General features: G+C 37.3%; 22 protein-coding genes and 1 riboswitch. Of the genes, 9 read left to right on the forward strand and 13 right to left on the reverse strand.

Translation table 11 applies throughout. The features are described 5' to 3' along the window. The first annotated feature begins 22 nt into the window (after positions 1-22). Both FJQ98_RS23440 and FJQ98_RS23445 read left to right on the forward strand, forming a co-directional pair. Entirely contained in the window at positions 23-376 is a 354-nt protein-coding gene (locus FJQ98_RS23440) for a DMT family transporter (protein WP_053594844.1), read from the forward strand. Beyond that, complete coding sequence (locus FJQ98_RS23445; protein ID WP_053594843.1) at positions 376-690, forward strand: DMT family transporter; 315 nt, start codon at positions 376-378, stop codon at positions 688-690. Before FJQ98_RS23440 ends, FJQ98_RS23445 begins: the two co-directional genes overlap by 1 nt. Before the next feature lie 391 nt (positions 691-1,081). Here FJQ98_RS23445 and FJQ98_RS23450 read toward each other — a convergent pair whose 3' ends face one another. Beyond that, the gene (locus tag FJQ98_RS23450) at positions 1,082-1,876 is read right to left on the reverse strand and encodes a heme ABC transporter ATP-binding protein (RefSeq protein ID WP_053594842.1); all 795 of its coding nucleotides are present in this window, start codon (positions 1,874-1,876) and stop codon (positions 1,082-1,084) included. 5 nt (positions 1,877-1,881) lie between these two features. Next, complete coding sequence (locus tag FJQ98_RS23455) at positions 1,882-2,928, reverse strand: FecCD family ABC transporter permease (RefSeq protein WP_201406557.1); 1,047 nt, start codon at positions 2,926-2,928, stop codon at positions 1,882-1,884. Positions 2,929-3,073: 145 nt separating this feature from the next. Further along, positions 3,074-3,265: riboswitch (cobalamin riboswitch) on the reverse strand. 173 nt (positions 3,266-3,438) lie between these two features. On the opposite strand from FJQ98_RS23455, the gene FJQ98_RS23460 reads away from it, so the two are divergent. Then, the gene (locus FJQ98_RS23460) at positions 3,439-4,035 is read left to right on the forward strand and encodes a biotin transporter BioY (RefSeq protein ID WP_053594840.1); all 597 of its coding nucleotides are present in this window, start codon (positions 3,439-3,441) and stop codon (positions 4,033-4,035) included. 208 nt (positions 4,036-4,243) lie between these two features. Beyond that, positions 4,244-4,411 (forward strand): hypothetical protein, encoded by a 168-nt coding sequence (locus tag FJQ98_RS23465; protein ID WP_201406558.1) that lies wholly within the window; start codon positions 4,244-4,246, stop codon positions 4,409-4,411. On the opposite strand, the gene FJQ98_RS23470 is transcribed toward FJQ98_RS23465, so the two are convergent. The 9 genes from FJQ98_RS23470 to FJQ98_RS23510 form a co-directional block, all read right to left on the reverse strand. Next, complete coding sequence (locus FJQ98_RS23470) at positions 4,408-4,950, reverse strand: NADPH-dependent FMN reductase (RefSeq protein ID WP_053594839.1); 543 nt, start codon at positions 4,948-4,950, stop codon at positions 4,408-4,410. The two genes, FJQ98_RS23465 and FJQ98_RS23470, sit on opposite strands and share 4 nt — an antisense overlap. Before the next feature lie 63 nt (positions 4,951-5,013). After that, positions 5,014-5,631, reverse strand: a complete 618-nt coding sequence (locus FJQ98_RS23475) for a nitroreductase family protein (protein WP_053594838.1) — start codon at positions 5,629-5,631, stop codon at positions 5,014-5,016. A 90-nt stretch (positions 5,632-5,721) separates the two neighbouring features. Next, positions 5,722-6,705 carry a ring-cleaving dioxygenase gene (locus FJQ98_RS23480; RefSeq protein WP_053594837.1) on the reverse strand — a complete coding sequence of 328 codons (984 nt, stop codon included), beginning with the start codon at positions 6,703-6,705 and terminating at the stop codon, positions 5,722-5,724. Positions 6,706-6,755: 50 nt separating this feature from the next. Next, entirely contained in the window at positions 6,756-7,190 is a 435-nt protein-coding gene (locus FJQ98_RS23485) for a MarR family winged helix-turn-helix transcriptional regulator (protein ID WP_053594836.1), read from the reverse strand. A 152-nt stretch (positions 7,191-7,342) separates the two neighbouring features. Then, positions 7,343-9,580, reverse strand: a complete 2,238-nt coding sequence (locus tag FJQ98_RS23490) for a YcdB/YcdC domain-containing protein (RefSeq protein ID WP_053594835.1) — start codon at positions 9,578-9,580, stop codon at positions 7,343-7,345. A gap of 136 nt (positions 9,581-9,716) precedes the next feature. Then, positions 9,717-11,006: a glycoside hydrolase family 18 protein gene (locus FJQ98_RS23495; RefSeq protein ID WP_075807243.1), complete on the reverse strand. Its 1,290-nt coding sequence runs from the start codon at positions 11,004-11,006 to the stop codon at positions 9,717-9,719. A gap of 117 nt (positions 11,007-11,123) precedes the next feature. Continuing rightward, positions 11,124-11,681 carry a hypothetical protein gene (locus tag FJQ98_RS23500; RefSeq protein WP_053594834.1) on the reverse strand — a complete coding sequence of 186 codons (558 nt, stop codon included), beginning with the start codon at positions 11,679-11,681 and terminating at the stop codon, positions 11,124-11,126. Beyond that, positions 11,681-12,226 (reverse strand): hypothetical protein, encoded by a 546-nt coding sequence (locus FJQ98_RS23505; protein WP_053594833.1) that lies wholly within the window; start codon positions 12,224-12,226, stop codon positions 11,681-11,683. Before FJQ98_RS23505 ends, FJQ98_RS23500 begins: the two co-directional genes overlap by 1 nt. Beyond that, positions 12,226-12,735 (reverse strand): RNA polymerase sigma factor, encoded by a 510-nt coding sequence (locus FJQ98_RS23510; RefSeq protein WP_053594832.1) that lies wholly within the window; start codon positions 12,733-12,735, stop codon positions 12,226-12,228. The genes FJQ98_RS23505 and FJQ98_RS23510 overlap by 1 nt, the downstream gene beginning before the upstream one ends. A 155-nt stretch (positions 12,736-12,890) precedes the next feature. On the opposite strand from FJQ98_RS23510, the gene FJQ98_RS23515 reads away from it, so the two are divergent. Beyond that, positions 12,891-13,307 carry a hypothetical protein gene (locus FJQ98_RS23515; protein ID WP_053594831.1) on the forward strand — a complete coding sequence of 139 codons (417 nt, stop codon included), beginning with the start codon at positions 12,891-12,893 and terminating at the stop codon, positions 13,305-13,307. A gap of 16 nt (positions 13,308-13,323) precedes the next feature. Then, positions 13,324-18,417: a DUF4132 domain-containing protein gene (locus FJQ98_RS23520; RefSeq protein WP_053594830.1), complete on the forward strand. Its 5,094-nt coding sequence runs from the start codon at positions 13,324-13,326 to the stop codon at positions 18,415-18,417. Positions 18,418-18,907: 490 nt separating this feature from the next. On the opposite strand, the gene FJQ98_RS23525 is transcribed toward FJQ98_RS23520, so the two are convergent. Further along, complete coding sequence (locus FJQ98_RS23525; protein WP_053594829.1) at positions 18,908-19,639, reverse strand: hypothetical protein; 732 nt, start codon at positions 19,637-19,639, stop codon at positions 18,908-18,910. Then, on the reverse strand, positions 19,632-20,969 hold the full coding sequence (locus FJQ98_RS23530) for an AAA family ATPase (protein WP_053594828.1): 1,338 nt from the start codon (positions 20,967-20,969) through the stop codon (positions 19,632-19,634). Before FJQ98_RS23530 ends, FJQ98_RS23525 begins: the two co-directional genes overlap by 8 nt. Positions 20,970-21,146: 177 nt before the next feature. Between FJQ98_RS23530 and FJQ98_RS23535 the strand changes: the two genes are divergently transcribed. From FJQ98_RS23535 to FJQ98_RS23545, 3 genes are all read left to right on the forward strand, one after another. Next, positions 21,147-21,632: a hypothetical protein gene (locus tag FJQ98_RS23535; protein ID WP_198926882.1), complete on the forward strand. Its 486-nt coding sequence runs from the start codon at positions 21,147-21,149 to the stop codon at positions 21,630-21,632. A gap of 44 nt (positions 21,633-21,676) precedes the next feature. Further along, positions 21,677-22,063 (forward strand): hypothetical protein, encoded by a 387-nt coding sequence (locus tag FJQ98_RS23540; RefSeq protein WP_201406559.1) that lies wholly within the window; start codon positions 21,677-21,679, stop codon positions 22,061-22,063. A 562-nt stretch (positions 22,064-22,625) separates the two neighbouring features. Then, complete coding sequence (locus FJQ98_RS23545; RefSeq protein ID WP_053594826.1) at positions 22,626-24,374, forward strand: methyl-accepting chemotaxis protein; 1,749 nt, start codon at positions 22,626-22,628, stop codon at positions 24,372-24,374. Positions 24,375-24,462 lie beyond the last annotated feature (88 nt).

The following is a 24,462-nucleotide window of genomic DNA, read 5'->3' on the forward strand; positions in this document are numbered from 1 at the left end:
GATAAATGAAAGGAATTTAGCTATGCAAAAAGATTGGATTTATGTTGGATTAACTAGTTTGTTTGAATTGTTTTGGATATTTGGTTTTAATGTTGCAAATGCTTGGTGGCATTGGATTATTATTGTGTCCTTAATTGCGTTGGATTTTCATTTCTTATCGAAAGCTTGTGAAAACCTACCTACAGGCACAGTTTATGCGACTTTTGCTGGGGTCGGTACAATTGGTACTACATTAATGGACATTTTTATTTTTGACGGGGAGTTTAATGCTATTAAAGGAATTTTCATGTTTATTTTAGTACTGGGTGTTATTGGTCTTAATTTATCTGATAACCCTTCAAAAGATCCTGTTGAAAAGAAAGGAGCTCATGCATAATGGGTTGGTTCCTTGTTTTATTAGCTGCAATTTCAGAAATTATAGGTGTTGTAGGTTTACGCTTTTATAGTCAGGAAAAAACTATACGTAATTTATTAATATATGTAGGCGGCTTTGGAATGTCTTTTGTGCTTTTATATGCATCCTTTAACTATTTACAGTTAAGCATCGCCTATGTAGTATGGATTGGTATTGGTACAGTTGGTGCTGTTCTCGTGAATATTATATTCTTTGGAGAATCTAAAAACCTGACTCGAATTATTAGTATCATCGCCATTATCATTGGTGTGGCAGGTTTAAAAGCAATATCTTAATTTGACTTCAATTCTTTATACTGTGAATAAGCCTTTTGAAATAAACTTTTTCGTTGAAACTTTATTTTATAACTATGTAAATAGTGTATCTTGAGGATTTTATCACTATTAATTAGAGTGACAGGCCAGAAGATATATATTATATGAAGTGGTTGATTGGAGTGGAGACTGGGCGACTCCTTGGGGATCAGCGTCACAGATGAGACCCTGGAGCGAGCAAAGCGAGTAAAGCGGCTCACATCGGACGCCCCCAGGAAGCTCTGCTCTGTGCGAAAGCGTAGCGGCAGCAACAAAGCGCCCAGTCGGAACGGAAATCAACCCCTCGCTTTGCCAAAAACCATAATTACAACCTTAATTTTTTGGCATAATAGGCTTTGATATATCAATCACTTTATGTAGTTTCTAAATCTTCCTTCGCGAATTGCTCTGGGATATACATTAAATATGGCTTACCTGTAAGTGGATGTGTTTGAATATCGGCATAAACGCCAAAAACATCTTGTAATAATGCCGGTGTAAGCACTTCTGCTGGTGTTCCAAAACAAACAATTCGGCCTTGCTGTAAAACATAAATTTGATCGCAATACATAGCTGCAATGTTTAAATCATGTATTGCAGCAACAACTGTTAAATGTAGAGTTTGAATTAGATCCATTAGCTGCAATTGATGCTGAATATCTAGATGATTTGTTGGCTCATCTAAAATAAGGACCTGCGCTTGCTGAGCGAGGGCACGAGCAACCATCACACGCTTTTTTTCTCCACCCGAAAGCGAGCTAAAGCTGCGTTTCTCTAAATGAGCGATACCTGTTTGGTTCAGTGCATCTTTTACAATTTGAAAATCTCGTTCTTGATCAAACTCCAATAGTTTTTTATGAGGTGTTCTCCCCATACTTACTAAATCATGTACTGTAAAATCGAATAAGACCGGTGTTTCTTGACTTACAACTGCTAAATTTTTAGCTATGCCTTTACTCGATTGCTTTAAAATATCCTGTTCATTTAATAATACTGTTCCACTTTCTGGTTTTAATAAACGATACATATTCTTTAATAGCGTTGACTTCCCACTACCATTAGGACCGATTAGCCCAACAAATTGCTTGTCCTTTATTTGAACACTTACTTCATGTAATATGCGTTCATCAGAAATGGAGAAAGATACTTGTTTCGCTTCTAATGTCATATGCTTTAATCTCCTTCACCGAAAGAATAATTGTTACGACGTAGCAGCCAAATGAAAAATGGTCCTCCACAAAAAGCCGTGATGATTCCAATTGGCATTTCTTCAGGGGCAATTAAAATTCTGGCAAGTGCATCTGCCCAAACTAAGAAAATCCCCCCTAGTAAAGCGCTAATCGGTATAACATATTTATGGTTTGAACCTACAATCTGCCGTACAATATGTGGAATGATTAGGCCGACAAATCCGATTGAACCACTTACAGCGACAAGCACACCTGTTAATAATGATACTAATAAGATAAGCTGTATCCGAAACTGTTGTAAGTTGACCCCTAATGTGACAGCTGCTTCTTCCCCAAGAAGTAATAAATTTAAGCTTCGATAGTGAAGCCATAACAAGGCAAATACTACAATAAAAATAACTGCAGGAATTAAAAGATTACTCCACTTCGCACCAGCTAGGCTTCCTAGCATCCAAAACATGACTGCCTTCATTCCCCCCTCTTGCTTCGACGTCATTAATATAAAATTTGAAATAGCAGATAAAATAAACGACACCGCCATCCCTGAAAGTAAAAGTCTAAAGACAGAGACTCTACCGCCCACACGCGATAAGAAGAAAACTAACCCCATCGCTGTGAGAGAACCTAAAAATGCAGATATGGACAGAGCATAAACGCCCAGAAATGAAAAAGCACCTAATATGATGACAGCTGTGGCACCAACTGTGGCACCAGAAGAGATCCTAAAAATATATGGTTCAGCAATTGAATTACGAACAAGTGCCTGAATAGCTGCTCCAGCAATTGCCAAGCCCGCTCCAACGATAGCAGCGAGTAATACACGCGGAGCTCGTATTTGCCAAATGATAATTTCCTGTGAGCGACTCCAATCTTGTTCGATTGAATTTTGTATAATTGGGATTTTAGAAAGGATGACCTTCCATACATAAAGTGGCGTAACGGAAACCGATCCAACCATAATCGCAATTGTCATTGAAATTATAAGTACTAGTAGAAGAGTCATTGAAAGTAGCATAAATTTTTTATTCATTTGTTTATTAACTCCTATCATTCATTATAAATGAAGCAAAAAAGGGTATTCCATGCAAATTACGCATAGAAATACCCTTGATTAAACAAAGTCAGAAGGATTTCCTTCTACTATTGTCCGTAATCGCTTTCATCCTCGTGGGCATTACAGGAATCACTAATTGGCAGGTCTCCTGGCTTCGAATCAATGTTACTATGATGGCCTTCCCATTCTAGAACAGTGGCTAAATCATCATAGAACTCCTCGTTACAGTTGCGGGACAGCGTCGGATTTGCACCGACTTCCCTTTTAAGTGACACATTGTATAAGATGTCACACCAATAGTATCTAATATTTTAAAATTATGACGATTCTATCATATATTTTAATAGTTAGTCTATAACTAATAGTTATTTATCAACTTAAGCAGGATAAAAGTTTTTGTGTTAACCTAAACAAATTATAAGGTTGACACAAAAACTTTATTTTTTTACACTATTATTATCAACATTACTTTTTAGGGGTGAAATAATGACAACAGTCGCGGAACACACGCATCACAAATTAAGAACAGTCGATATTGCCTATATTGGACTATTTTCAACATTGATAATGATAGGAGCTAATATCACGTCCATTGTACCTTTCATGATGGTTGGTGGAGTACCTATCACATTGCAAACATTTTTTGCTATTTTAGCAGGGCTTATTCTTGGTAGTAGAAAAGGGGCACTCGCTTGCACTGTTTATATGTGTATCGGTTTAGCAGGTGCACCTGTATTTGCACGTTTCAGCGGAGGCTTTGGACAAATTTTAAGTCCTACATTTGGTTTTATTGTCTCTTTTATAGTTGCTGCATTTGTCGCGGGGCTTATTGTAGAACGCAGTGGAACGAAGACAAGTTATGTAGTTGCTGCATTAATTGCAACAGCAATTAATTATTTACTAGGGACAAATTGGATGTACTTTGCCTACAAGCTATGGGCTAGTGCTCCTGATGCTTTCACTTATAAGATAGCATGGCTTTGGATGATGCCTCCTTTGCCAAAGGATATTATTTTAGCTATATTTGCGGGTATTTTTGCATACCGCCTTCAAAAAGTTTTAAAAATAATCCCTATTAAATAAAGAGATAAAAAACTGTCCAAAAGTATATAGCATACTTAATTGGACAGTTTTTGGTTCATCACCAAAAGTTGTGGATGACTTTTGTTAAAACGTTTACTATGCAAATAGTTGATTGTAGTGGAGACTGGGCGACTCCTCGGGGATCAGCAATAGAGGAACGAAGGCTAAAACCATCACGTCCTGTGATAACACCTTCGTGACCAACATCATGTTGGCCCGAGACCCTGCAGCGAAGCGGATGTTTTCTGTGCGAAAGCGTAGTGCTAACGTAGCGGCAGCAACAAAAGCGGCTCATCAAACGCCCCCAGGAAAGCGCCTAGTCGAAACGGAAATCAACCACACGTTTATGGTGCTGATCCCAGTTTTTTATTTTTAAACGTATTTTTTCATCCAGTTTAAGAAGTTATCAATAACTACATCTAGGAATTTGATAGTACCTTCATCTGTTAAATTGCCTTCTGTATCAAATTTAGTGTGTACTGCTCCAATATAAACATCATTACCACTAAGTAATGGTGAATTCACACCAGGTGAGAATAAAATATCTCGTAAATGTAATTGTGCTTTAACAGTACCTAAGTTACCCATTGATGCCCCCATCATGAATGATGGCTTGCCTATCATTACTTTGTCTATACGAGATAACCAATCGATTGCGTTAACCATAACACCCGGTACTGTACCATTATATTCTGGTGTCAACCAAAGAACTGCATCTGCCGCTTTGACTTTTGCCTTAAAATCTAATACTGGTTGTGGTGCTTCATTTTCAATATCTTGGTTATACATCGGTAGATCTTTTAAGCTTAATACTTCAAGATCAATTTTTTCTGCATAACGCTTTTGAATAAATTTTGCTAATTGCATATTATAAGATTCTTTACGGATACTACCTACGATTGCTACTACTTTCACAATGTTTCCTCCTAAATGTACATTAACTTTATTATTTGTAAAGCAACTTTATTTTATACCGCTCTAATAATAGGTTGCAAATTCCTCAACTGGTTTACGATAACCACGGAAGCGGCGACTGCTTTCTTTTTCCTTACCTATTGTCATCATTAGTGCAATTTCATGTGTTTCTGGCACATTAAAAAGAGCCCTCATTTGTTGCTGATCAAAGCCAATCATTGGACATGTATCCCATCCGCGATTTTTGGCCGCCAGCATAAATAACATAGCTGAAAGTGAAGCGTTACGAATGGCTTCCTCTTTCATAAATTCCTCGCCACGTTCTTCATAAAATTTCGTATTTTCAGCAACAAGATTTTCTAACTCACAAGCATTAATAATGCCTAAGTCTACCATCCCTTGACTAAGATTAGCAGTATTTTTATAGGCTTCTTTATCTCCTAATACAAGGATGACTCCTGAAGCTGAATGCACTTTATATTGCCCAAAAGCTGCCTCTCTTATTTTTTCTTTCATTTCTTCATCCAACACAATGATGTAATTCGTATGCTGTAAGTTAAAGGCTGAAGGAGCAAGCTTAACATCCTCCAAAATGGGACGTATATCTTCTTCGCTCATCTTGATGCCCTCTATAAAATTATTTGCAGAACGGCGCTTATCTATTAGCTTTGCAAATTCCATCTAGCTGACCTCCAATTATTTTTCTGTTAAGAGTATGTAATTTCCATTCAGTAGAGACTTATGTTTCTCTGCTGAATGGAATGAAAGATATTACTCATATTCTTTATCGAACGTAATCGTACTTCTTACAGTGTCAATAGGACGAACAAGTTCTTCAATTTGTGCACGCTTCGGCTCTAAAAATGGTGGCAATGATAATTTTTCACCTAAAGTTTCATAAGGCTCATCGCCCATAAATCCTGGTCCATCAGTAGCTAACTCAAATAAAATTTGTGGTGCTACTCGTGCATAAAGTGACTCAAAGAAGTGACGATTTACATAACCAGAAGTATGGAAGCCAAAGCCTTCAAATCGTTCAGTCCATTCATCTAATACAGCCCGATCCTCTACGCGGAATGCAGCATGATGTACTGTACCGAAACCTTGACGTGCTACCGGTAAAACTGTGTTGAATTCTACAACCATTTGTGCACCATTTCCGCCTTCTCCGACCTCAAATAGGTGGAAATCTCCTTCCTCTGCAATTTCTGTAAAGAGCATCACTTTTTCTAGCATTTCTTTGAAATATTTAAAATCAGCAACTCTCACAAAAACCGGGCCTAGGCCTGTAATTGCATATTCCAGAGGAATCGGTCCATCTTGCCATGGAGTGCCTGATGCAACACCTGTATTGTTTTCATCAGAAATAAGTTGATATTGTTGGTCGTCAAAGTCGACGAAGGATAAAGTTTTTTTGCCAAACTGCTCTTTAATACCTGTATGTTTAACATTTAATCGATTGAAACGTTCTACCCAATAGTCTAATGCTGCATCTGTTGGTACGCGGAATGAAGTTTTTGAAATCTCATTTGTTCCATGCACACCTTTTGGAATGCTGGGGAAATCAAAAAATGTCATATCAGTACCAGCGCTACCTTTGTCATCCGCAAAGAATAAATGATAGGTTTGGATATCATCTTGATTAACCGTTTTTTTCACTAATCGCATCCCTAACACATAAGTAAAAAATTTATAATTCTCTTCAGCACTGCTTGTAATAGCAGTAACGTGGTGAATTCCTTTTAAATGATTCATTTTCTGTTCCTCCAATTTATCTCGATTTCGAGATATTTGCGTAAAATTTTTTATTTATTAACTGCGTTTAAACCAACCTTTTTCAGAGACAGAATCATTGTGTCCTTCTCCTTTTGATCTAATACTTCAAAAATCTCGTTAATTTTTTGTTCATGCTTTGGAAAAATTTCTTCCATCAACGTTTGTCCTTCACATGTTAATAAAACATATGTGACACGACGATCCTTCGGGCAAGCACGTCGATATACAAAGCCTTTTTGTTCGAGCTTATCAATAACATACGTAATACTACTGCTTGCGATTAATATTTTCTTTCCAATCACCTGAATGGGTTGTTCACCATGGTGGTACAAAAACTCAAGGACCGAAAATTCGGTTTGATTTAAATCATATTGAAGTAAATCTCTCTTTGTTGCATCTTGAATCGTTTGATATGCCCGGAACAAGACCGTAAAAGCTTTTAAATTACGATTGTCTTCCTTCATACGACTCCCTCTTTCTAATTTACTTCGAATTCATTTATCTTTAATTCGAGATAATAATAACATATAAAATAATTAACGGCAATCCTTTTGTTTTCTCACAAAAAAGGCATCCCCTAAACTCAGGAGATGCCCCTTCATGTATCAATTACTGATTAATAATAGTAATGGCGGCCGTCGTTTTCCTCATAAACAGCCTTTGCTAGACGAACTGTAGATATTGCCAAATCTGCATACGTCACTTTCCCAGTAGCATTGAATTTATTTTGCTGTCCATCAATTAAGCCCATCGCACTTACTAAAGCAATATAACCTGTGTACGCTTTGTCAATTGAGCCTGCATCAGCAAAGTTTAATTTGTAAATGTCACTATGCTTAGCAGCTTTCTCTAAATTTAGTACACGTACTAACCATTCTGCAAGCTCTTGACGAGTCAATTCTTTATCTACTGCAAATTGATCCGCCGGTTTTATAATACCCATGCTTACAGCTTGTTCAACGATTCCGTATAATGGGTGCTTTTTGTCAATGTTATTAAAGGATTGCTTCTCGTCGCCTCTTCCATACGGACCAAAATCATAATATCCGTATGATAATGATTTAACTAAGATTTTCAAAGCTTCTCCCTTGTTTACCGCTGCATCAGCATTAAAGTTTGCTGGGTCTTTAACCTCTAATACATTTTGGTGTAGTAAATAAGTTAATTCTCCTCCAGCTTTTGGATGTGAAATAACTGGTTTTTCTTTGGCATCATCAACATTTTGAATCCATTTACCAGTTGTTGCATCAATACCATTGAATATGCTTCCATTATAAACTGGAGAGTATACTAAATCATAGTGGTGATTATCCTCTCCATCCTGTTTTGCATACTGAAGCTCCAATTTTAGCCCCTTATTGAACGTTTCTTTTGCTTTATCCGCAGGAATAGCTTTGTTTACAGCCGGCCAATTATCAATCTTGTGATTACTAATATTTAAAGAACTTAATTTCCCATCTGCACTAATACCAACAGAAATTTCGTCCCCTAGTACAGCAATGCCATTGACAATACGTGGGAAGGAGAAGTAATACCGTTTACTGTCTTTGTCATACATAGTTTCTTCTATTGGTTTTGAATAGTTATGAAGATAGGACGGAGCCCACGCTTTTAAGTAGTCTATCGCTTTTGCTAACGCAGCATCTTTTGCAATTGGTTCTACTTTCTGATCTGTCTCCATGAAATCTCTACGTATATCCCAGTAGTCTGTAATCTCACCTGTTGCCTTGTTCACTTCAAATGATGTGCCATAGCCGCTACCATTTCCTAATTCATACATATAATTCACTGAATAAATTGTCTCACCATTTTCGTTTTCTCTTTCATCAACCGACTCAATTTGTAGCTTCACTTTGTCTGAATCAATTTTTAAGAAAGACTTAGCTAACTCTTCAACTTCTGCTAATGTAATGTCCTTCTTTCTAGGTTCAAGTGGTTGCGATGCCAGTTTTTCTACACCTTTTGCCGTTGGTACTTGAGAAGTAAAACCATTCATTGTATGCCACTGCCCATTTAGTGCATGTACACCAGTGAAGCTTGTTGGCGGCATATACACAAGCTTAGCAATAGATTCACCTGTTTGGTAGTTAGTGTCAATCATAAAACGTAAATCAACTGATAAATTTTCACGAACCTGTGCAAGTATATCTGATTCATTCTTTTTCTGATCTAAGTTATCAAATGTTGCCTTACTAGTTGACTCAGTATGACGATACATACTTGTAACTTCACCATTTGCTAGAACTGTAATATTGAGATTCTCATTACTTAGTGGTACACCATTATGTGTTGGCGAATAAGCGAATGAATACGTAATTGGTTCAGATAAAGGTCTACTAAAACTAAAACCAAAATCACCATACCAATTGTCTTCACGAAGCTTGTAATTCGCAGTATTCGGCAATTTCTTTAGGAAGTTTTGGGCAATTTTCTTTGCCTCACTCTCTGAATACTTCACTGGATACAATGCTTCTGCTATATTGGCAGGTTGATAGTCGAAATATTCTAATTCTAAATCTTCGCCTTTAAAAGTAAAATCACCATAAACGTCTTTGCCGTTGATTGTCTTGTGGAAGCTTAAGTTATAGCGTATTGTTTTATCATCATTAAAGTAATGCGCTTCCCCCATTGAGAAATCCTTCTCTGTTACAAATTTGAACTTGTCAGGGAATAATGTATTCAATTGTTTAATAAGCATACTTTTTGTAACTTTTGTTTCTGTTGAAGCAACTTGGATCGCAACTCTCTCTTGCGGTTCTTTTACATTTGTTGAAGCCTGTGCCATTGGCGAAAGTACACCCACTGAAAATGCAGTAGACGTTAGTATGATACCTAACTTTTTAAATTTACCCAAAATATACCTCCTAAAATATCATCATTTACCATAATTATAATATAGATTACCAGAAATAGAAATGGAGTTTTCAGATTATTTGTGTTTATAAGAAAATAGAATGGACATAGAGCTATTTTATTGCTCTTTAAGTTTCTCATTTCTTCACTACATCAAAATTCGAACCAATTAATAACCAATTTTGTGGGAATGGTAGACCTAACTTCCAATAGCCTACCCCTCGAAGTTTGTACTGTTTGATTAAATTAAACTTCGCTTGAATGGATCTTGCATCCTCGAACCATACCACATGTGCTTTACCTTGCTCATCATAGTATTCAAAGAACGGTGCTTGAGATCTCAAATCATACTGAATAGCAGCATTATATTTCTTAGCAATCTCGATTGCTTTTTGCGGACTAATTGCTTCTGCATTTGGTCCCCCTTTTACAAAAGGTAGTGTCCAGTTATACCCATATAAATTCTGTCCAAGTATAATCTTATTACGTGGTATCTCACTTATTGCATATTTAACAACCGCTTCTACCTCTGGAAGTGGTGATACTGCCATAGGCGGCCCTGCAGAATACCCCCATTCATAAGTCATTAACATAACAAAATCCACTATTTCTCCATGTGCTTTATAATCATGCCCCTCCGTCCATGGACCTCGCTCACTAGCACTTGTTTTCGGAGCTAGCGCTGTCGATACGGTATATCCCTGCGGATGGAATCGACTTACAGCTCTCCTTAAAAAATTGTTATACGCCTGTCGTTGATCGCCTGGTAAATTTTCAAAATCAAAATGAATATCTTTAACGGTTCCTAAACGCTTTGCCTCTTCAAGAATATTATTGAAGAGCAAATCCTGTACGGCTGTACTTTGAAAAATATCTCTCGCTAAATCACCGCTAAAACTAAAATTCTCCAAATTTGAGACAACCATTGCTAGAGAAGCACCTGTATCATTTGCAATTTGCGCCACACCTTGGCTCGGTGGTACCTTAAGCGTTCCATCTCGCCTTGCCTCATAGCTAAATAGAGCGAGATATGTTAAAAATGGACCCGCTTCTCTTGCTTGACTCAGTAATGCCTCACTAACGAATGTCCCTCTCGGCTCTAAGTATGCCAATGTTTCAGCTCTTGTTTTCGGTTGAGGTGGAATATAAAGCCGCATACCAATCGATAAAGGCTGACTCGGATTAATATTGTTGACTTGAGCAAGCGTTAAATAATTTATGCCAAAGCGTTGACCGATTGAATATAGACTATCTCCTGACTGCACATAATAGAAATTTCCAACAATCGGTATTACAAGCGCTTGCCCTACAACTAATCGATTTGGTTCAGGAATTTGATTGGCATCTACAATACTTTGAACTGTTGTCCCGTAAGCCTGCGCAATACCATATATGGACTCCCCTGCCCGTACAACATGTATTTGAATGTCAGTACCTCCTTCTAGCTTGATAAAATCACACCTATAAAGCTTATGAATTAGGAAATGAAAAGATGTCATTGCTCAGCAAGAACAGTTTTCCTGAAACAAAAAAAGATCCATCGCTTATTCTAGCGAATGGACCTTATTTTCTTTGATTTTCTTAAAATATTCATGACACGTTCGACAAAGGTTTATAAATAAGACAAAGGAAAACAACTGTAATAAAGAACCTATTAAATGAACATTTTCCCGCATGCTCGCATCAAAGTTTATTGAAAATGCCTGTATCACGAAGCCGCAAAGCATAAATGCCATGAATTTCTGGTATGTTTTAAATGTTTTAACTTCAAGAGCTTTATTATTATGAATGTGTAATAATAACTGAAAAACATAATACATAAAGATGATGAATAAAAATTGCATAAACTGTATCCCAATTTCCCCTAGTATCTGATAACCTAGCCATTGATCTAGCTCCACGAAAAAGGACATTACCATTAAAATAATGGCGAAGTTTTTCGACCAACGTTTTAAGTTATGAAAAGACGGCAACAGATGAATACCGTATGCAAAGAATAGATAGCCAATGAAATCTGGTAATATATCAGGTAATCCAAAAGAACTTAAATCTATAAAAACAAAACCCATGCCACTAAATAAATAATCGTAAGGATTTTTCATTATTTTATACCTCCCTCATCTGTTTTCATCAAGTAGCCATCCTGTTTCTGTTGAATTTCATCTATACTCTCTTGCTTGCTCGTATAATCGTAAGATTCGCTATAGCTTGGTAGCACAATAGGCTCATCAATATTTTGATGCTCTGCATATACTAAGTTCCCTACCCATGCCAAGAAAGACAAAGAAAATGTCATGTAGACAAGTCTTCCCTTCGTAAGCCCCTTGTAATAAACGAACAAAATAAATGATGAGAGCGCAAGCATAAGGAAAATGCACACCATAATGGTAAGATCTTCTTCCAATTCGGTGGTTAATTGTGCTGCATTTTTCAATTCGAACGATTGCCCCGTTCCAATCATAAATACAAATAGAAGAACAGCCATTGTCACTGGAACGGTTAGTATGGTTGTAATAGAAAATCGTTTTGTTTTCTTTAGATGACTCGTTTGGAGCCTTTGACGTAATTGATTTGAGAAATCTACATCTGGATCTATATCAGGGCGTTTTTTTAATGCGTCCAATAACTCGTAATCACGTTCTTCCATCACTCATCCCTCCCTACCTTTTTTCGAAGTCTTGCCATTGCTCGGTGAAAATCAACACGTACCTTAACTTCTGAGATACCTAAAATCGCAGCTGTTTCTTGAATCGTGTAGTCTTTTAACATTCGGCAAATAATAATTGTCCGATCATGTGGTTTTAATGTCGTTAATGCCTGCTGTACTATTTGCCATTGTTCATGTTGTTCGACAATGTCTAGTGGCTTGGGAACTTCTTTCACTACAGGCTGCCTGCTAAGCTTTTCTGTTAATAGACGCTTTATTTTCTGCCTTCTATGTATATCCACTGCTGTATTTCGTGCAATTGATAAAATCCAAGTTTTTACTTTATCTTTATCCTGTAAATTGTCTAACTGCTTCATCGCTTTAAAAAACGTTTCTTGCGTAATATCTTCTGCCTCTTGTTTGCTATTTGTATAATAAAGCGCAAAATGATACACATCACGGTGATAACAATCGTACAAATGTTCTATTTTCAATTTACCATTATGCAAAACTTCACCCCACCTTCTACACTCACAAATAAGTCGTCGCATCAAATTATTTGTTACACTTTTCCCAATTTTTTTTACACAACTAGCGCAAAATGCCTCATTCTTTTCACTGTTACCTCTCTTGTATAATGAAATTACTGTAAGGAGGTGTTAGATTGCGTTTATTTTACCAACAAAAAATAATCGGCAAAAAATCGCGTAAACTTCAAAAAATTCCATTTGCGATTGAAGAGCCTGTCCATACTTTGAAAGATTTACTTATGCAACTAGTAACACAAGAGGTTCATAATTATAACGAAAAGGCGATGGATACTCCGCTTCATATGTATATAACTGATCAGCAGCTAGAGGATGCAGCGCAACACGGTAAAGTACATTTTGGTGAGAAAAAAAGCCCCTCCGTGCAGTCTGTGGACCAAGCAATATCTACAGTTCTTCAAGCCTTTGAAGACGAGCTTTTTTTAGTACTACAGAACGAGGAGCAGTTAAATTCACTTATTGCACCTTTAGCAATACGAGAAGATGATGTTTTTACATTTATTAAACTGACAATGCTAGCAGGACGCATTTGATAAGGAGCGGATTCCCATGACACTATCAAACGATCAAAAAAAACATTTTCAAAGTAAAATAGATACTGCACCAACAGCCATTCAACCACTAGCTACAACATTACTTCAATATATGGATACACGAGATTATGGTATTGAGCAACAAATTGCTGATTTGAAGATCACAACGCTTGAGGAGCTATTGACCGGGCCACTTTTTGATGTACTGACACTATTCTCCTCACAAGAGCGTGCTCTAACTATTAAAAAACTAGCATTACGTTATGATACAACAATGTTTCAGACTGGCATTATGCGTAGATCATTTCGTTCTGCACAGCCCGTACAGGACCACCTTTTTCAATGCTTACAATTGATGGAAGAGATGCTGACATTTGAAGAAATGAATCTGCAGGAATTATTGATGAATCACAGTCAATATGAGAATGGTACATACCCTAACTACAACTCCTTTGTCATTAAAAATGAGAATACGAAGGTAATGCCTTTTAATGTTTTTGAACAAATGCTTGCTGACGAACTGTCATTACAAAGTCCTGTTATTGAAGAAGCCGTTGAAAATATATTATTTGACGAGCATCAAGGTAGCTTTTTTGGCTATCCACTAATAAGAGGTATTTTCAAATCAACAAATGCTCGTCTACATGAAGCACTTGGTAAACTATTAGTTGCTGCTGCACATCAAGAGGGACTACGCCAAGCCATTGTAGAAAATATTGATCACGGCACATTAGATGCACAGCTTACCATTATGAAGCTTATTCAGGAGCATCAGTTAACTCGCTTCTCCTCAGTTATTCGAGCAGTCGATACATGGATGGGGCTTGGCTATAATAGCTTTGAAAATCAAAAAGTAACAGAGGAAGTATTGTCGTTAGCGATTCAAGCAATTGAAGACGATCATTTCGCTCTTGAGTTACTAAGAAGTGAGCGAACAATCGATATTTACGTGGCACTTTGGACAATTTCTACAAAGGATTATACGAAGCTTGGTACTATTTTGCCGGAGTTGTTAAAACGTGAAAAGCATATCCAACTTACCACACTCGCGTTTTTGAAAAATCTAGGGAAAACTTCCTTCACTGCACAGTTTGTCAAGGATCTCATTTTAACAACAAAGGATATAGAACTATTTACATTTGCTTGGGGAAATTTCCTCTATGCAAATAACTATATTAATAGTGAATATGCCAGGGATAACGATTGGGTTAAGGATTTACAAAAGTTCATGCAGGAAAATACCCAATTACAAGGCATTGAATACCCTCTATTTGAACAGCTTGAATGGGTAAAGAGCGAACTTACGAAAGATGGTATAACAATTACAGGAAAGCCTTTATCATTCGTATATGCACACTTATCATTAGAAGATTTAATTTCAACACAAATCATTTTGGCTCACCATTTACAAGATGAAGAGCTATTTCAACGTATTATTACGAATGCAGATTCTTCTTACTCTCCTACAAGTAGAATCGGTCTTCTTAATATTTATTGTCTCGACAATACTACACAAGGGAAGCGCGAATTTCTATTTAGCGCTTTACGAGATCGAAGCTCCATTAATCGTTCTCTTGCATTGAAAAAGATACAATCACTAACACCTACAGATAATGAAATTTTAAAAATTGAGGACCTTTTAGCGAATAAATCAGGCTCACTTCGTAAAGAAGCCATTTCACTCTTAAAGCTGCAGTCGCAGAAGAAAACATTGCAAAGTGCCGAGCGACTCATAAAGGACAAGAAACAGTTAAAGCGACTTGGTGGGCTTGAGTTGTTGTTGGAGGCCTCTAAAGAATATCACCTAACTAACGAGCAAATAACAGCATTATGCGACCTGCTTCCGAAAATAACGAAGACTGAGCAAGTGCTGTTAAATCAATTGTTGACTAGTGATGTACCAGAATATAACGAGGAAAATGGCTTTGGTTTATATACGCCTCACCCTCCTATTCAATACAATAACATCTCAAATATAGATATTAATATGAATGGTGAAGATGCATGGCAGCAGCTTGTTCCTTTATATTTACAGGCAACAATGCCGCTTGAAAAATTCTTTGATTATGATATAGATAAGCTTTTGTTAAAGCTTGAGCAACTGATTCAAATTCTTGATGCTAATGCTCACTATGAGTACGAAACATATCAATGGAATGATACACCGATCACAACAACTTTAGGACAAACATTTAACATCGTTGCTACGAAAACAGAAAATAATCGAAACGCAAGTCTTGATGTATATCCAATACCAGATGAAATTCTCCAGTGGATCAAGACGTCAAGATTCAGTGCAGAGGATCTAGCTTATTTTAACTTTTACAACAATCTATCTGAATATCCTGCGGCACATGAGCTTAGCGAAGCAGCACAAACCTTAATCGCTCCATTCTTTAATTATGCAGATATAAAAGATCTCATTGCTAAGTTCCAAACATTAAAGTATCAGCGAACACTGGAACGAATTTTCACTGTACTTTCACAAGATTTAGATAAAATTACTGGAGAGAAGGAGCTTCATAAAGAGGCTGTCGCATTACTAGAACAACATGCTCCAGAGTTTAACGCTTTTGAACAAGCAATTGGTATTATGCTTCAGCTTTTAACGCAAATATCTGCCGAACAGTGGAAGCTTGAGGTACGAGATATGGACTATTATTATTATCGCTCTACTTCAACTATAGTAGATTTAGATGTTATCAATGCTTTTGTTGATCGATGTTTCTCTGACTATACAACTTACGGCGAATATGTCAAAATGCTTGCCGTCAATGAAGAGTTAACAAAGAGGATGCAGGAAGAGCAATATAGCCCAAATATATACAATTTAAACTTATTCCAATATTTAGATGCTTTTAATGCAGGCTTATTCACAAAGGATCATTTATTTGAAACCATCTTCACGAATACATTAGCTTCTGAGATACTTGTTGAACCAAACAAATTAACGGAGCGTTATCAACAGTCATTTGAGGATTTATCGAATTTCCTTGCTGTTCGTGAACAGGCCATTGATCGAATTTTAGAAATAGAGCTTATGCGTGGCGATATTCCTACAGCAGTAACGAAGCTCGCTAGTAGTATTTCCTATGTAGAGGGTATTGATTACTTCTTAAAGATTTTACAAGCACTCGATGGTGAAAAGCTTGCTCGTGGCTATATTTGGCAAGCAGAAACGAAAAAGGATGTTTTTTCTCGCCTACTCGCAAGCTGTTATCCTAAAAAGGATGAAACTGCGCAGCAATTGAAAGATGCGTGGGAAAAAACAGATATTTCAAAAGAACGCTTAATTGAAGCAATGATGTATAACCAGCATTGGGTAGACCTTGTTAGCGAGGTGATTGGCTGGGAAGGATTAAAAGAATCAGCATGGTACTTTATCGCCCATACAACCGACTATTTATCGGACTTTGCTAAAGATCAAATAGCCCTTTTCTCAGGCATTACTGCTGACGATTTCCGTGATGGTGCATTTGATTTAGCTTGGTTCCAAAGCGCGTACCAAACACTAGGTGCAAAAAAATTCAAGCTCGTATATGATGCAGCCAAATATGCATCGGAGGGAGCTAACCACCGTCGAGCACAGCTTTATGCAGATACAGCAATAGGCAAGCTTAGCCCAAAACCGTTAATGGAAGAAATTCGTGATAAACGCAATAAAGATAAACTACGCGCACTCGGACTTATTCCACTGAAACAATCGGATCAAAAGGATGCACTAACGCGCTATCAATTCATCCAACAGTTTTTAAAGGAAAGCAAACAATTTGGAGCACAGCGTCGTGCAAGTGAAGCACGTGCAGCCAGCATTGCGCTTGAAAATTTAGCGAGAAATGCAGGAGATGGTGAAACAACGCGCTTCACATGGCGCATGGAGCTGTCAGCCTTTACAGACATAAAGCACTTATTCGACGCACAACAAATCGAACATATCACTGCACATCTACAAATTGAAGAAGATGCAAATGTTACGATTATCGTTGAAAAAGATGGGAAACGACTAAAAAATATTCCTGCCGCACTGAAAAAACAGGAGCAAGTTTTAGCATTACAAGAGGCAAGAAAAGAATTGCAGGAGCAATATAAACGGGCACGTCCAGCACTTGAACAGGCGATGGAGCTTGAAACTAGATTCTCTGCCGAAGAGCTAATCAATTTATTAGAGCACCCGATTTTAGCTCCGCTTCTCCAAAAACTCGTCTTTAAAAGCGAAGAGCATTTCGGATTGCTAACTAAGGATGGTCTAAAGCTACTATCAGATGAGATAGTATCGCTTGCTCCGACAGCAACATTAACAATTGCTCATCCGTATCACCTGCTTGAAAGTGGACAATGGCGACAATGGCAAGCATATATGTTTGAACACAAAATAAAACAGCCATTTAAGCAAATATTCCGCGAGCTGTATGTGAAGAATGCAGATGAAAAAGGACAAAAAAGATCATTGCGCTATGCGGGACACCAAGTAAATCCATCCCAAACGGTTGCCCTCCTAAAAACACGAGGATGGCAAATTAGTCATGATGAAGGACCACGAAAAGTGTATTATAAGGAAAACATCGTTGCCTCCTTGTATGCGCAAGCAGATTGGTTTACGCCAGCAGATATCGAAGCTCCAGCTATTGAGGGCGTCTATTTCTACAATCGTCTAACAGGTAAAGACTTAGTATTAGATAACATTCCTGCAACGATATTTTCTGAAGTGATGCGAGATATTGACCTCGTTGTGAGTGTTGCCCATGTTGGTGGTGTCGATCCTGAGGCAAGCCATTCTACAATTGATATGCGTAGTGTCATTTTAGAGGAATTAACGAAGTTATTAAAGCTAACAAATGTTGAAGTGAAAAAACAACATGCACTCATTGAAGGCAAGCTTGCTAGCTATTCACTACACTTAGGCAGTGGTGTTGTCCATCAAGTGGGTGGCTCAATGATTCCAATCATCGCCGTACCATCTCAGCACCGAGGACGTATTTTCTTACCTATGGTGGATGACGACCCACGCACAGCTGAAATCATGTCAAAGCTTTTACTGTTAAGTGAAGATACAAAAATTAAAGATCCAGCTATTTTAGGACATATTCGCAACTATGAACAAACGCATTAAAGACATTTGTGCATAAAAGCAGGAAACGGCCGCTAGTGATCCTACTCAGTTGTTAAATTTCCAATGCCCTTCGTTTTAATATTGGAGGGCATTTATAGTGTTAAGAAACAAAATGGTTAGAGAGTTTTTTGTGCATGTTGTGGCTCTTTAAATAAAGGTGACTCCGTCCCAGGCTACTCGTACATTTTTTGTTGCTAGCACTACGCTTTCGCACAAAATTGTTACTGAGGTTCCCTATGAATTAGAGTGACATGCTAAGTGAAGTGGTTGATTGGAGTGGAGACTGGGCGACTCCTTGGGGATCAGCGTCACAGATGAGACCCTGGAACGAGCAACGCGAGTGAAGCGGCTCATCGGACGCCCCCCAGGAAAGCGCCCAGTCGGAACGGAAATCAACCACTCGTTTTGCCGAAGAGCTATACTATGACACCTTAATTTCATCGAAATGATAGTCAACATCAATGCCCTCCACTGAGCATCGGAGGGCATTTTATTGTACATCCGATTTAATCATTTCAAATAATAACGGTACATTCGTTCCGCGCTGTAACGAATTACAGTCCTCCATTAAAAATGACCAGCTCATTTTCATTTTTTCTTTATATGGAAGCTCTGAATTAACAGGAAGAAATTCTTTTAAATGTTCTTCTATAGAGCTCGATAAACCTTCCATAAATTCATCAGCTTTTTGGACCTTTTCCGTTGCTACTTCATTGCGTTCATTCCATAGTACATGCTCCAAATTTGTAGAAAAATAAAATAGCTGATACGGTATTTTTAATCGTTGAATGCTAAAATGATCATTCGCCACTAAGATTTTAGCGTTATTTGCCTTCATTTCATTGCGTTGCTCGATTTGCTCCTTACGCTTCTCAGATTTCACCAATATTGCCTCTTTTGTATAATATAAATTTTGTTCAATATCTTCCTTCACCTTGACAAATTCGGGGGCGATAAAACAACCGTCTGCATCAGTAATATGAACGACAGCGGTTAAATCCTTCGCTAAAAATTTATATTTCTCCAAATAGTTCTGAATCACTCGTGCAACACTATTTTTAATATTAGGTATTCGTTTTTTAGCATCCCACTTCGTTAAAATATCCTCCCGCTGTACATCGAAACGAATCGTGGAACTTGCAAAATGTTCATCTAGATAATCTTCTAAAATAATTTGCTCTGTCTGCCCCTCTACAATTATTAATAGAACCTTTTTAGTCACGCTGGACACCCGCTTTTCTAAAGGCACGCTTAATTTTAAATATCTTCGTTTCCTTATAAACTTCTTCATCCTGTCCGCCCAACTGAATTGCACGTAAATAAACATCTCGAGCATTATTTATCTCTTTTATACCCTTTAGCTGCATATAACGATGATTCTCATTCGTTGTCGTAAACCATAAGTTTTTAATAGCAAGCACCTCTAACACACGTAAATTATGAGACGTGAAAATAAGCTGTCCTTTTCCATCCTCATCAATTACTGTTAACAACTCGCCTAGTAAGTATTCAAAAACACCAGAATCTAATTCATCAATTACTACGCAAGCATTTGGGTTATTATAAACTGCAATGAGCACACTGAGCATAGAAATAATTTTCAATATCCCCTCTGACTCTGTCCGAAGTGGTAATTCGCGCTCCCCTCGCTGAGATAAAAATTCAAAACGGATTCCTTTTTCCCCATTATCCATAGTTTGTTTTGTAATCACATTAATCTTTATAATCAGACCTGGAATAATTGCTGATAATACACGATTACTTTGCTCAATTACTTCACATAACACGTAAAACGCATTCTCTGGCAATAACGCGGGACCCTTCAAATCATAGGGAATAGAACCTCGAGTTTTTTCTAGATGGATACTAAACGGCATGATACGCTCCTCAAATAATGGTGCGATATTTTGATTATTAACGACATGTAAATCGCGATTAAAATCTATTGCTAAATTATGAAGCAATTGCATTTCTAGCTCTGATAATCTGTCCTGTAATAATGGCTTTAAATCTTTATGAAAGACAAAAGACGTATATTGTTTTTTTGCTAATTGATGAATGACTAGTAATTGGATACGTGTTTTTTCATTCATCTCAGAAATTTTTGCTTTGCGGATCTGTATATCTTCCTCTGTAACATAAACTAGAATCTTCGAACGCTTCCCTTTCTCGTTTTCTCTGTAAGCTATACGTTCAACCGTTGTGTACAGTCTGTTTTCATCCTCTTGTAACTCTGCATAATAATTGAGAAAAAATGTGCCTAGTGGATTTTCTACTAGAAACTCGAACTCAATACTTGCCGTATCCTCCCCTGCCATAATTAATCGCTTTTCTTGAGATGGTAATTTAACTTCAGCGACCCAGCCGGAGATAAGTGCTTTTAATAAGCCAAATGCATCAACTATAGTTGTTTTCCCTGAACCGTTTTGTCCGTATAAACCAACAACATTTGCCTTAAAAAACGTCTCGAAATTCACCGCTAACACAATTTCACCATGACGAACATTTCGTAAATTTTGTACTTTTATTTTCTTGATTTTTATAATGGCCATTTATTTAAACATCCTTTAATGCTATTTACTTCTATTATAATTAAATTTGATATATTTTATAACATTTTCTATTTTAATGAATTATACCCTTATCAATCATTCTGCTAGTTTAATGCCTATGACAAACATAATAGTGGGCATATGTTAGAAAAGAAAAAAGAAGAAAGGTGTGTTTCATTGTTCAATCCTAGATTAAATCCCGAAGATGTAGATGTTAACATTCCGTTTCACCCTACCATGCCTTCTAGTAGCCCGTATCCAACACGCCCTATGCAGCCATATCCGCAACAACCATTCCCAACGCGTCCTATGCAGCCATATCCACAACAACCTTATCCAACGCGTCCTATGCAGCCATATCCACAACAACCTTACCCATCACGTCCTATGCAGCCATATCCACAACAACCTTACCCATCACGTCCTATGCAGCCATATCCACAACAACCTTATCCAACGCGTCCTATGCAGCCATATCCGCAACAACCATTCCCATCACGTCCTATGCAACCTTATCCGCAACAACCTTATCCAACGCGTCCTATGCAGCCATATCCGCAACAACCTATGCCATATCCAGGCGGGCAATATCCTAGTTTCCCAGGCTTAAACCTACCAGGAATGCCAAATATGTTACCTGGAATCTTTGGTAATCCAAGCTAAATAGACGTAACAAAAAGGCTATCCATAAGTTCCAATACGAACTAGTGGATAGCCTTTTTATCTATTACTTGGCTCATCGGACGCCCCCAGGAAGCTTTGCTCTGCGCGAAAGGGAAGCGACAGCAACAATGTTTTATCTGTGCGAAAGCGTAGTGTCAGCAACAATGTTTTATCTGTGCGAAAGCGTAGCGTCAGCAACAATGTTTTATCTGTGCGAAAGCGTAGCGTCAGCAACAATGTTTTATCTGTGCGAAAGCGTAGCGTCAGCAACAATGTTTTATCTGTGCGAAAGCGTAGCGTCAGCAACAATGTTTTATCTGTGCGAAAGCGTAGCGTCAGCAACAATGTTTTATCTGTGCGAAAGCGAAGCGTCAGCAATTGTTTTATCTGTGCGAAAGCGTAGCGTCAGCAACAACAAATGTTTTCTGTAGCGAAAGCAAAGCGGCAGCTACAAAGCGCCCAGTCGGAACGTAAATCAACCACACGTTATGGTGATGACCCTATTACTTTACTTCACTTTTCAAACAATTAAAGTACTTTTCTACTTTCCCCCAATAAAATATGTAATTTAAAAGACCTAATAATTGAATATGGTTTCTACCTACATTTTAATCATTTGAAATCAACTTAGATACGACTCCGCTTGTCATTTTATATTAATAAAAAGGTATTTTTTTGTAGAAATATCCACACAATTAAGAATTTTACAGACTAAAAACCTATTTTTTTATTTTATTTCTGAAGATTTAAAGCCGAAATAGTAAGTTTTTTGGGTTGTGAATCATATTTATTGGCAGTATAGTTGTTTAATGTCAGGGGTTGAATGGATTACTTCGCATTCATCATTTTGATAAAAAGGTACACGAATTTCCATGAATAATTACATCAGGACTGCCAATTGTAACGACTTTTTTTTGTTACATTAGACAATCACATCCGAGATTCCCTTTTTTACTTGAAATATGTTTTATATATAACTTTAGGAGGAAGAGCATGAAGAAAAGCAAGAAACAGCATATGTCCATCAGTAAGAAATTAACAGCAATAATGTTAAGTATTTTATTACTATTCGGATTAGTTACTCTAGGTCTTTCATATTATATAGTAAAGAACAGTAATTTAAAAGATATGAATCAATCTCTTTACGATAAAGGAATGATTCTATCAAAGACTATAGATCTAAAGTTATTGCAATCTGCGTTAAAGGACCCCAATGCTAGTAACCCGGATGTCCTTCGTTTGACAAAAGAAATGGATGATATAAACGAGCAATCAGATCTTATTACAAACCTTTTTCTCATTACGTTAGATGGAGAAAAAATAAATGCACCAGTTCTTTCATCTAGTGTACTGGATGTAGGAGCTGAATATAATCAGGATATGATAGCAATGGGCCTATCTTCAGATTTCCTTGCAAGGATTAAAGAGGTATTTGAAACAAAGGAAGCTACAGCTACTGAAATATATAGCGATAAGTTCGGCAGCTATAAAACAGGACTTACACCTATTTTAGATGAAGATGGATCTATCTTGGCTGCTTATGCAATGGACTATGATGTATCAAAGGTAACCGCTAAAGCGATGTCAGAAGTACTGTGGACCCTTTTAGTTACAGTTATTTTCTTAATTGGTTCTTCCATTGCAGTTTACTCGCTTTTAAAAAGAAAATTAACACCAATCCAGCAACTTTCCCTACAATCTAGAAAGGTAGCGGAAGGCAATTTAGAACTTGAGCCTTTACCTGTTTCATCAACGGATGAAGTTGGCCAGCTAACGCAAAACTTTAATTCAATGATTGAGAATTTGAAAACAGTTATTAAAAGTGCAACAAATGTTTCTACACATGTTTCAAACACCGCAAATGTTTTATCAACCAATATGCAGGAGGCAACAGATTCTTACAATAGTGTAGCTTCATCGATGCAAGAGATTGCTGGCGGTGCTGATTTACAAGTACAAAAAGCAAAAGAAGGCGCCATTACAATTGAAGAAATGAGCATTGGTATTCAACGAATTGCCATGACATCAAATCAAATCTCAGAATCTTCTATCCTTGCCTCAGAAGAAGCTGAAAAAGGCAATGAATCTACTAATAAATCTGTAGCCCAAATGAATGCCATTAGTAAAGCTGTAAATCAATCAGCATCATCTGTAAAAATGCTTGGTGAGCATTCAGGTAAAATTGAGGAAATCGTCGGTATTATTACAGGTATCGCTTCCCAAACGAATTTACTAGCATTGAATGCGGCAATAGAAGCTGCTCGTGCTGGAGAAGCTGGAAGTGGTTTTGCTGTCGTAGCAGACGAAGTTCGCAAGCTTGCTGAGCAATCAGAAGCCTCAGCTCGTGAAATCTCTACGCTTATCACCCATATCCAACATGATACGAATGAATCAGTAAATGTTATGGTACGAGCTGTGGAAGAAGTAGATAATGGTTTGGTGATGATTAATGATTCTGAGAAATCATTTAGTCAAATTTTAACTTCCATTCATCATGTTACTGGACAAATTCAAGAACTCTCTGCAACGATTGAAGAAATGGCTGCAGGTATGGAGGAAGTAACTTCTGCTGTTAAGGATATGGAAGATTTCTCGGTAAATTCGAGAGATAATACGAGAGCAGTAGCTGAAACGTCTGCATCTCAACTTAACAGTGTGCACAGAGTTTCTGAAGAAGCTCAAATGCTAACTGACTTATCTAATGAATTATTAAATGTTGTTAACACATTTGTCGTGAAATAAAGTGAAACTTCATTCAGTTGATCCATTCAATCACTCTTCAACTTGAATTAGGGATCTTACTGCCAGTTGTATATGGAATAAAAATGAA

Source organism: Lysinibacillus agricola, assembly GCF_016638705.1.
GTDB lineage: Bacteria > Bacillota > Bacilli > Bacillales_A > Planococcaceae > Lysinibacillus > Lysinibacillus agricola.

Excerpts from the sequence above, each read along its gene's own strand:
- FJQ98_RS23480 (WP_053594837.1), bottom strand. The coding sequence starts at position 6,705 with ATGAATCATTTAAAAGGAATTCACCACGTTACTGCTATTACAAGCAGT.
- FJQ98_RS23545 (WP_053594826.1), top strand. The coding sequence starts at position 22,626 with ATGAAGAAAAGCAAGAAACAGCATATGTCCATCAGTAAGAAATTAACA.
- FJQ98_RS23460 (WP_053594840.1), top strand. The coding sequence starts at position 3,439 with ATGACAACAGTCGCGGAACACACGCATCACAAATTAAGAACAGTCGAT.
- FJQ98_RS23485 (WP_053594836.1), bottom strand. The coding sequence starts at position 7,190 with ATGAAGGAAGACAATCGTAATTTAAAAGCTTTTACGGTCTTGTTCCGG.
- FJQ98_RS23500 (WP_053594834.1), bottom strand. The coding sequence starts at position 11,681 with ATGAAAAATCCTTACGATTATTTATTTAGTGGCATGGGTTTTGTTTTT.
- FJQ98_RS23440 (WP_053594844.1), top strand. The coding sequence starts at position 23 with ATGCAAAAAGATTGGATTTATGTTGGATTAACTAGTTTGTTTGAATTG.
- FJQ98_RS23455 (WP_201406557.1), bottom strand. The coding sequence starts at position 2,928 with ATGAATAAAAAATTTATGCTACTTTCAATGACTCTTCTACTAGTACTT.
- FJQ98_RS23465 (WP_201406558.1), top strand. The coding sequence starts at position 4,244 with ATGTTGGCCCGAGACCCTGCAGCGAAGCGGATGTTTTCTGTGCGAAAG.
- FJQ98_RS23530 (WP_053594828.1), bottom strand. The coding sequence starts at position 20,969 with ATGGCCATTATAAAAATCAAGAAAATAAAAGTACAAAATTTACGAAAT.
- FJQ98_RS23505 (WP_053594833.1), bottom strand. The coding sequence starts at position 12,226 with ATGGAAGAACGTGATTACGAGTTATTGGACGCATTAAAAAAACGCCCT.
- FJQ98_RS23475 (WP_053594838.1), bottom strand. The coding sequence starts at position 5,631 with ATGGAATTTGCAAAGCTAATAGATAAGCGCCGTTCTGCAAATAATTTT.
- FJQ98_RS23450 (WP_053594842.1), bottom strand. The coding sequence starts at position 1,876 with ATGACATTAGAAGCGAAACAAGTATCTTTCTCCATTTCTGATGAACGC.
- FJQ98_RS23445 (WP_053594843.1), top strand. The coding sequence starts at position 376 with ATGGGTTGGTTCCTTGTTTTATTAGCTGCAATTTCAGAAATTATAGGT.
- FJQ98_RS23520 (WP_053594830.1), top strand. The coding sequence starts at position 13,324 with ATGACACTATCAAACGATCAAAAAAAACATTTTCAAAGTAAAATAGAT.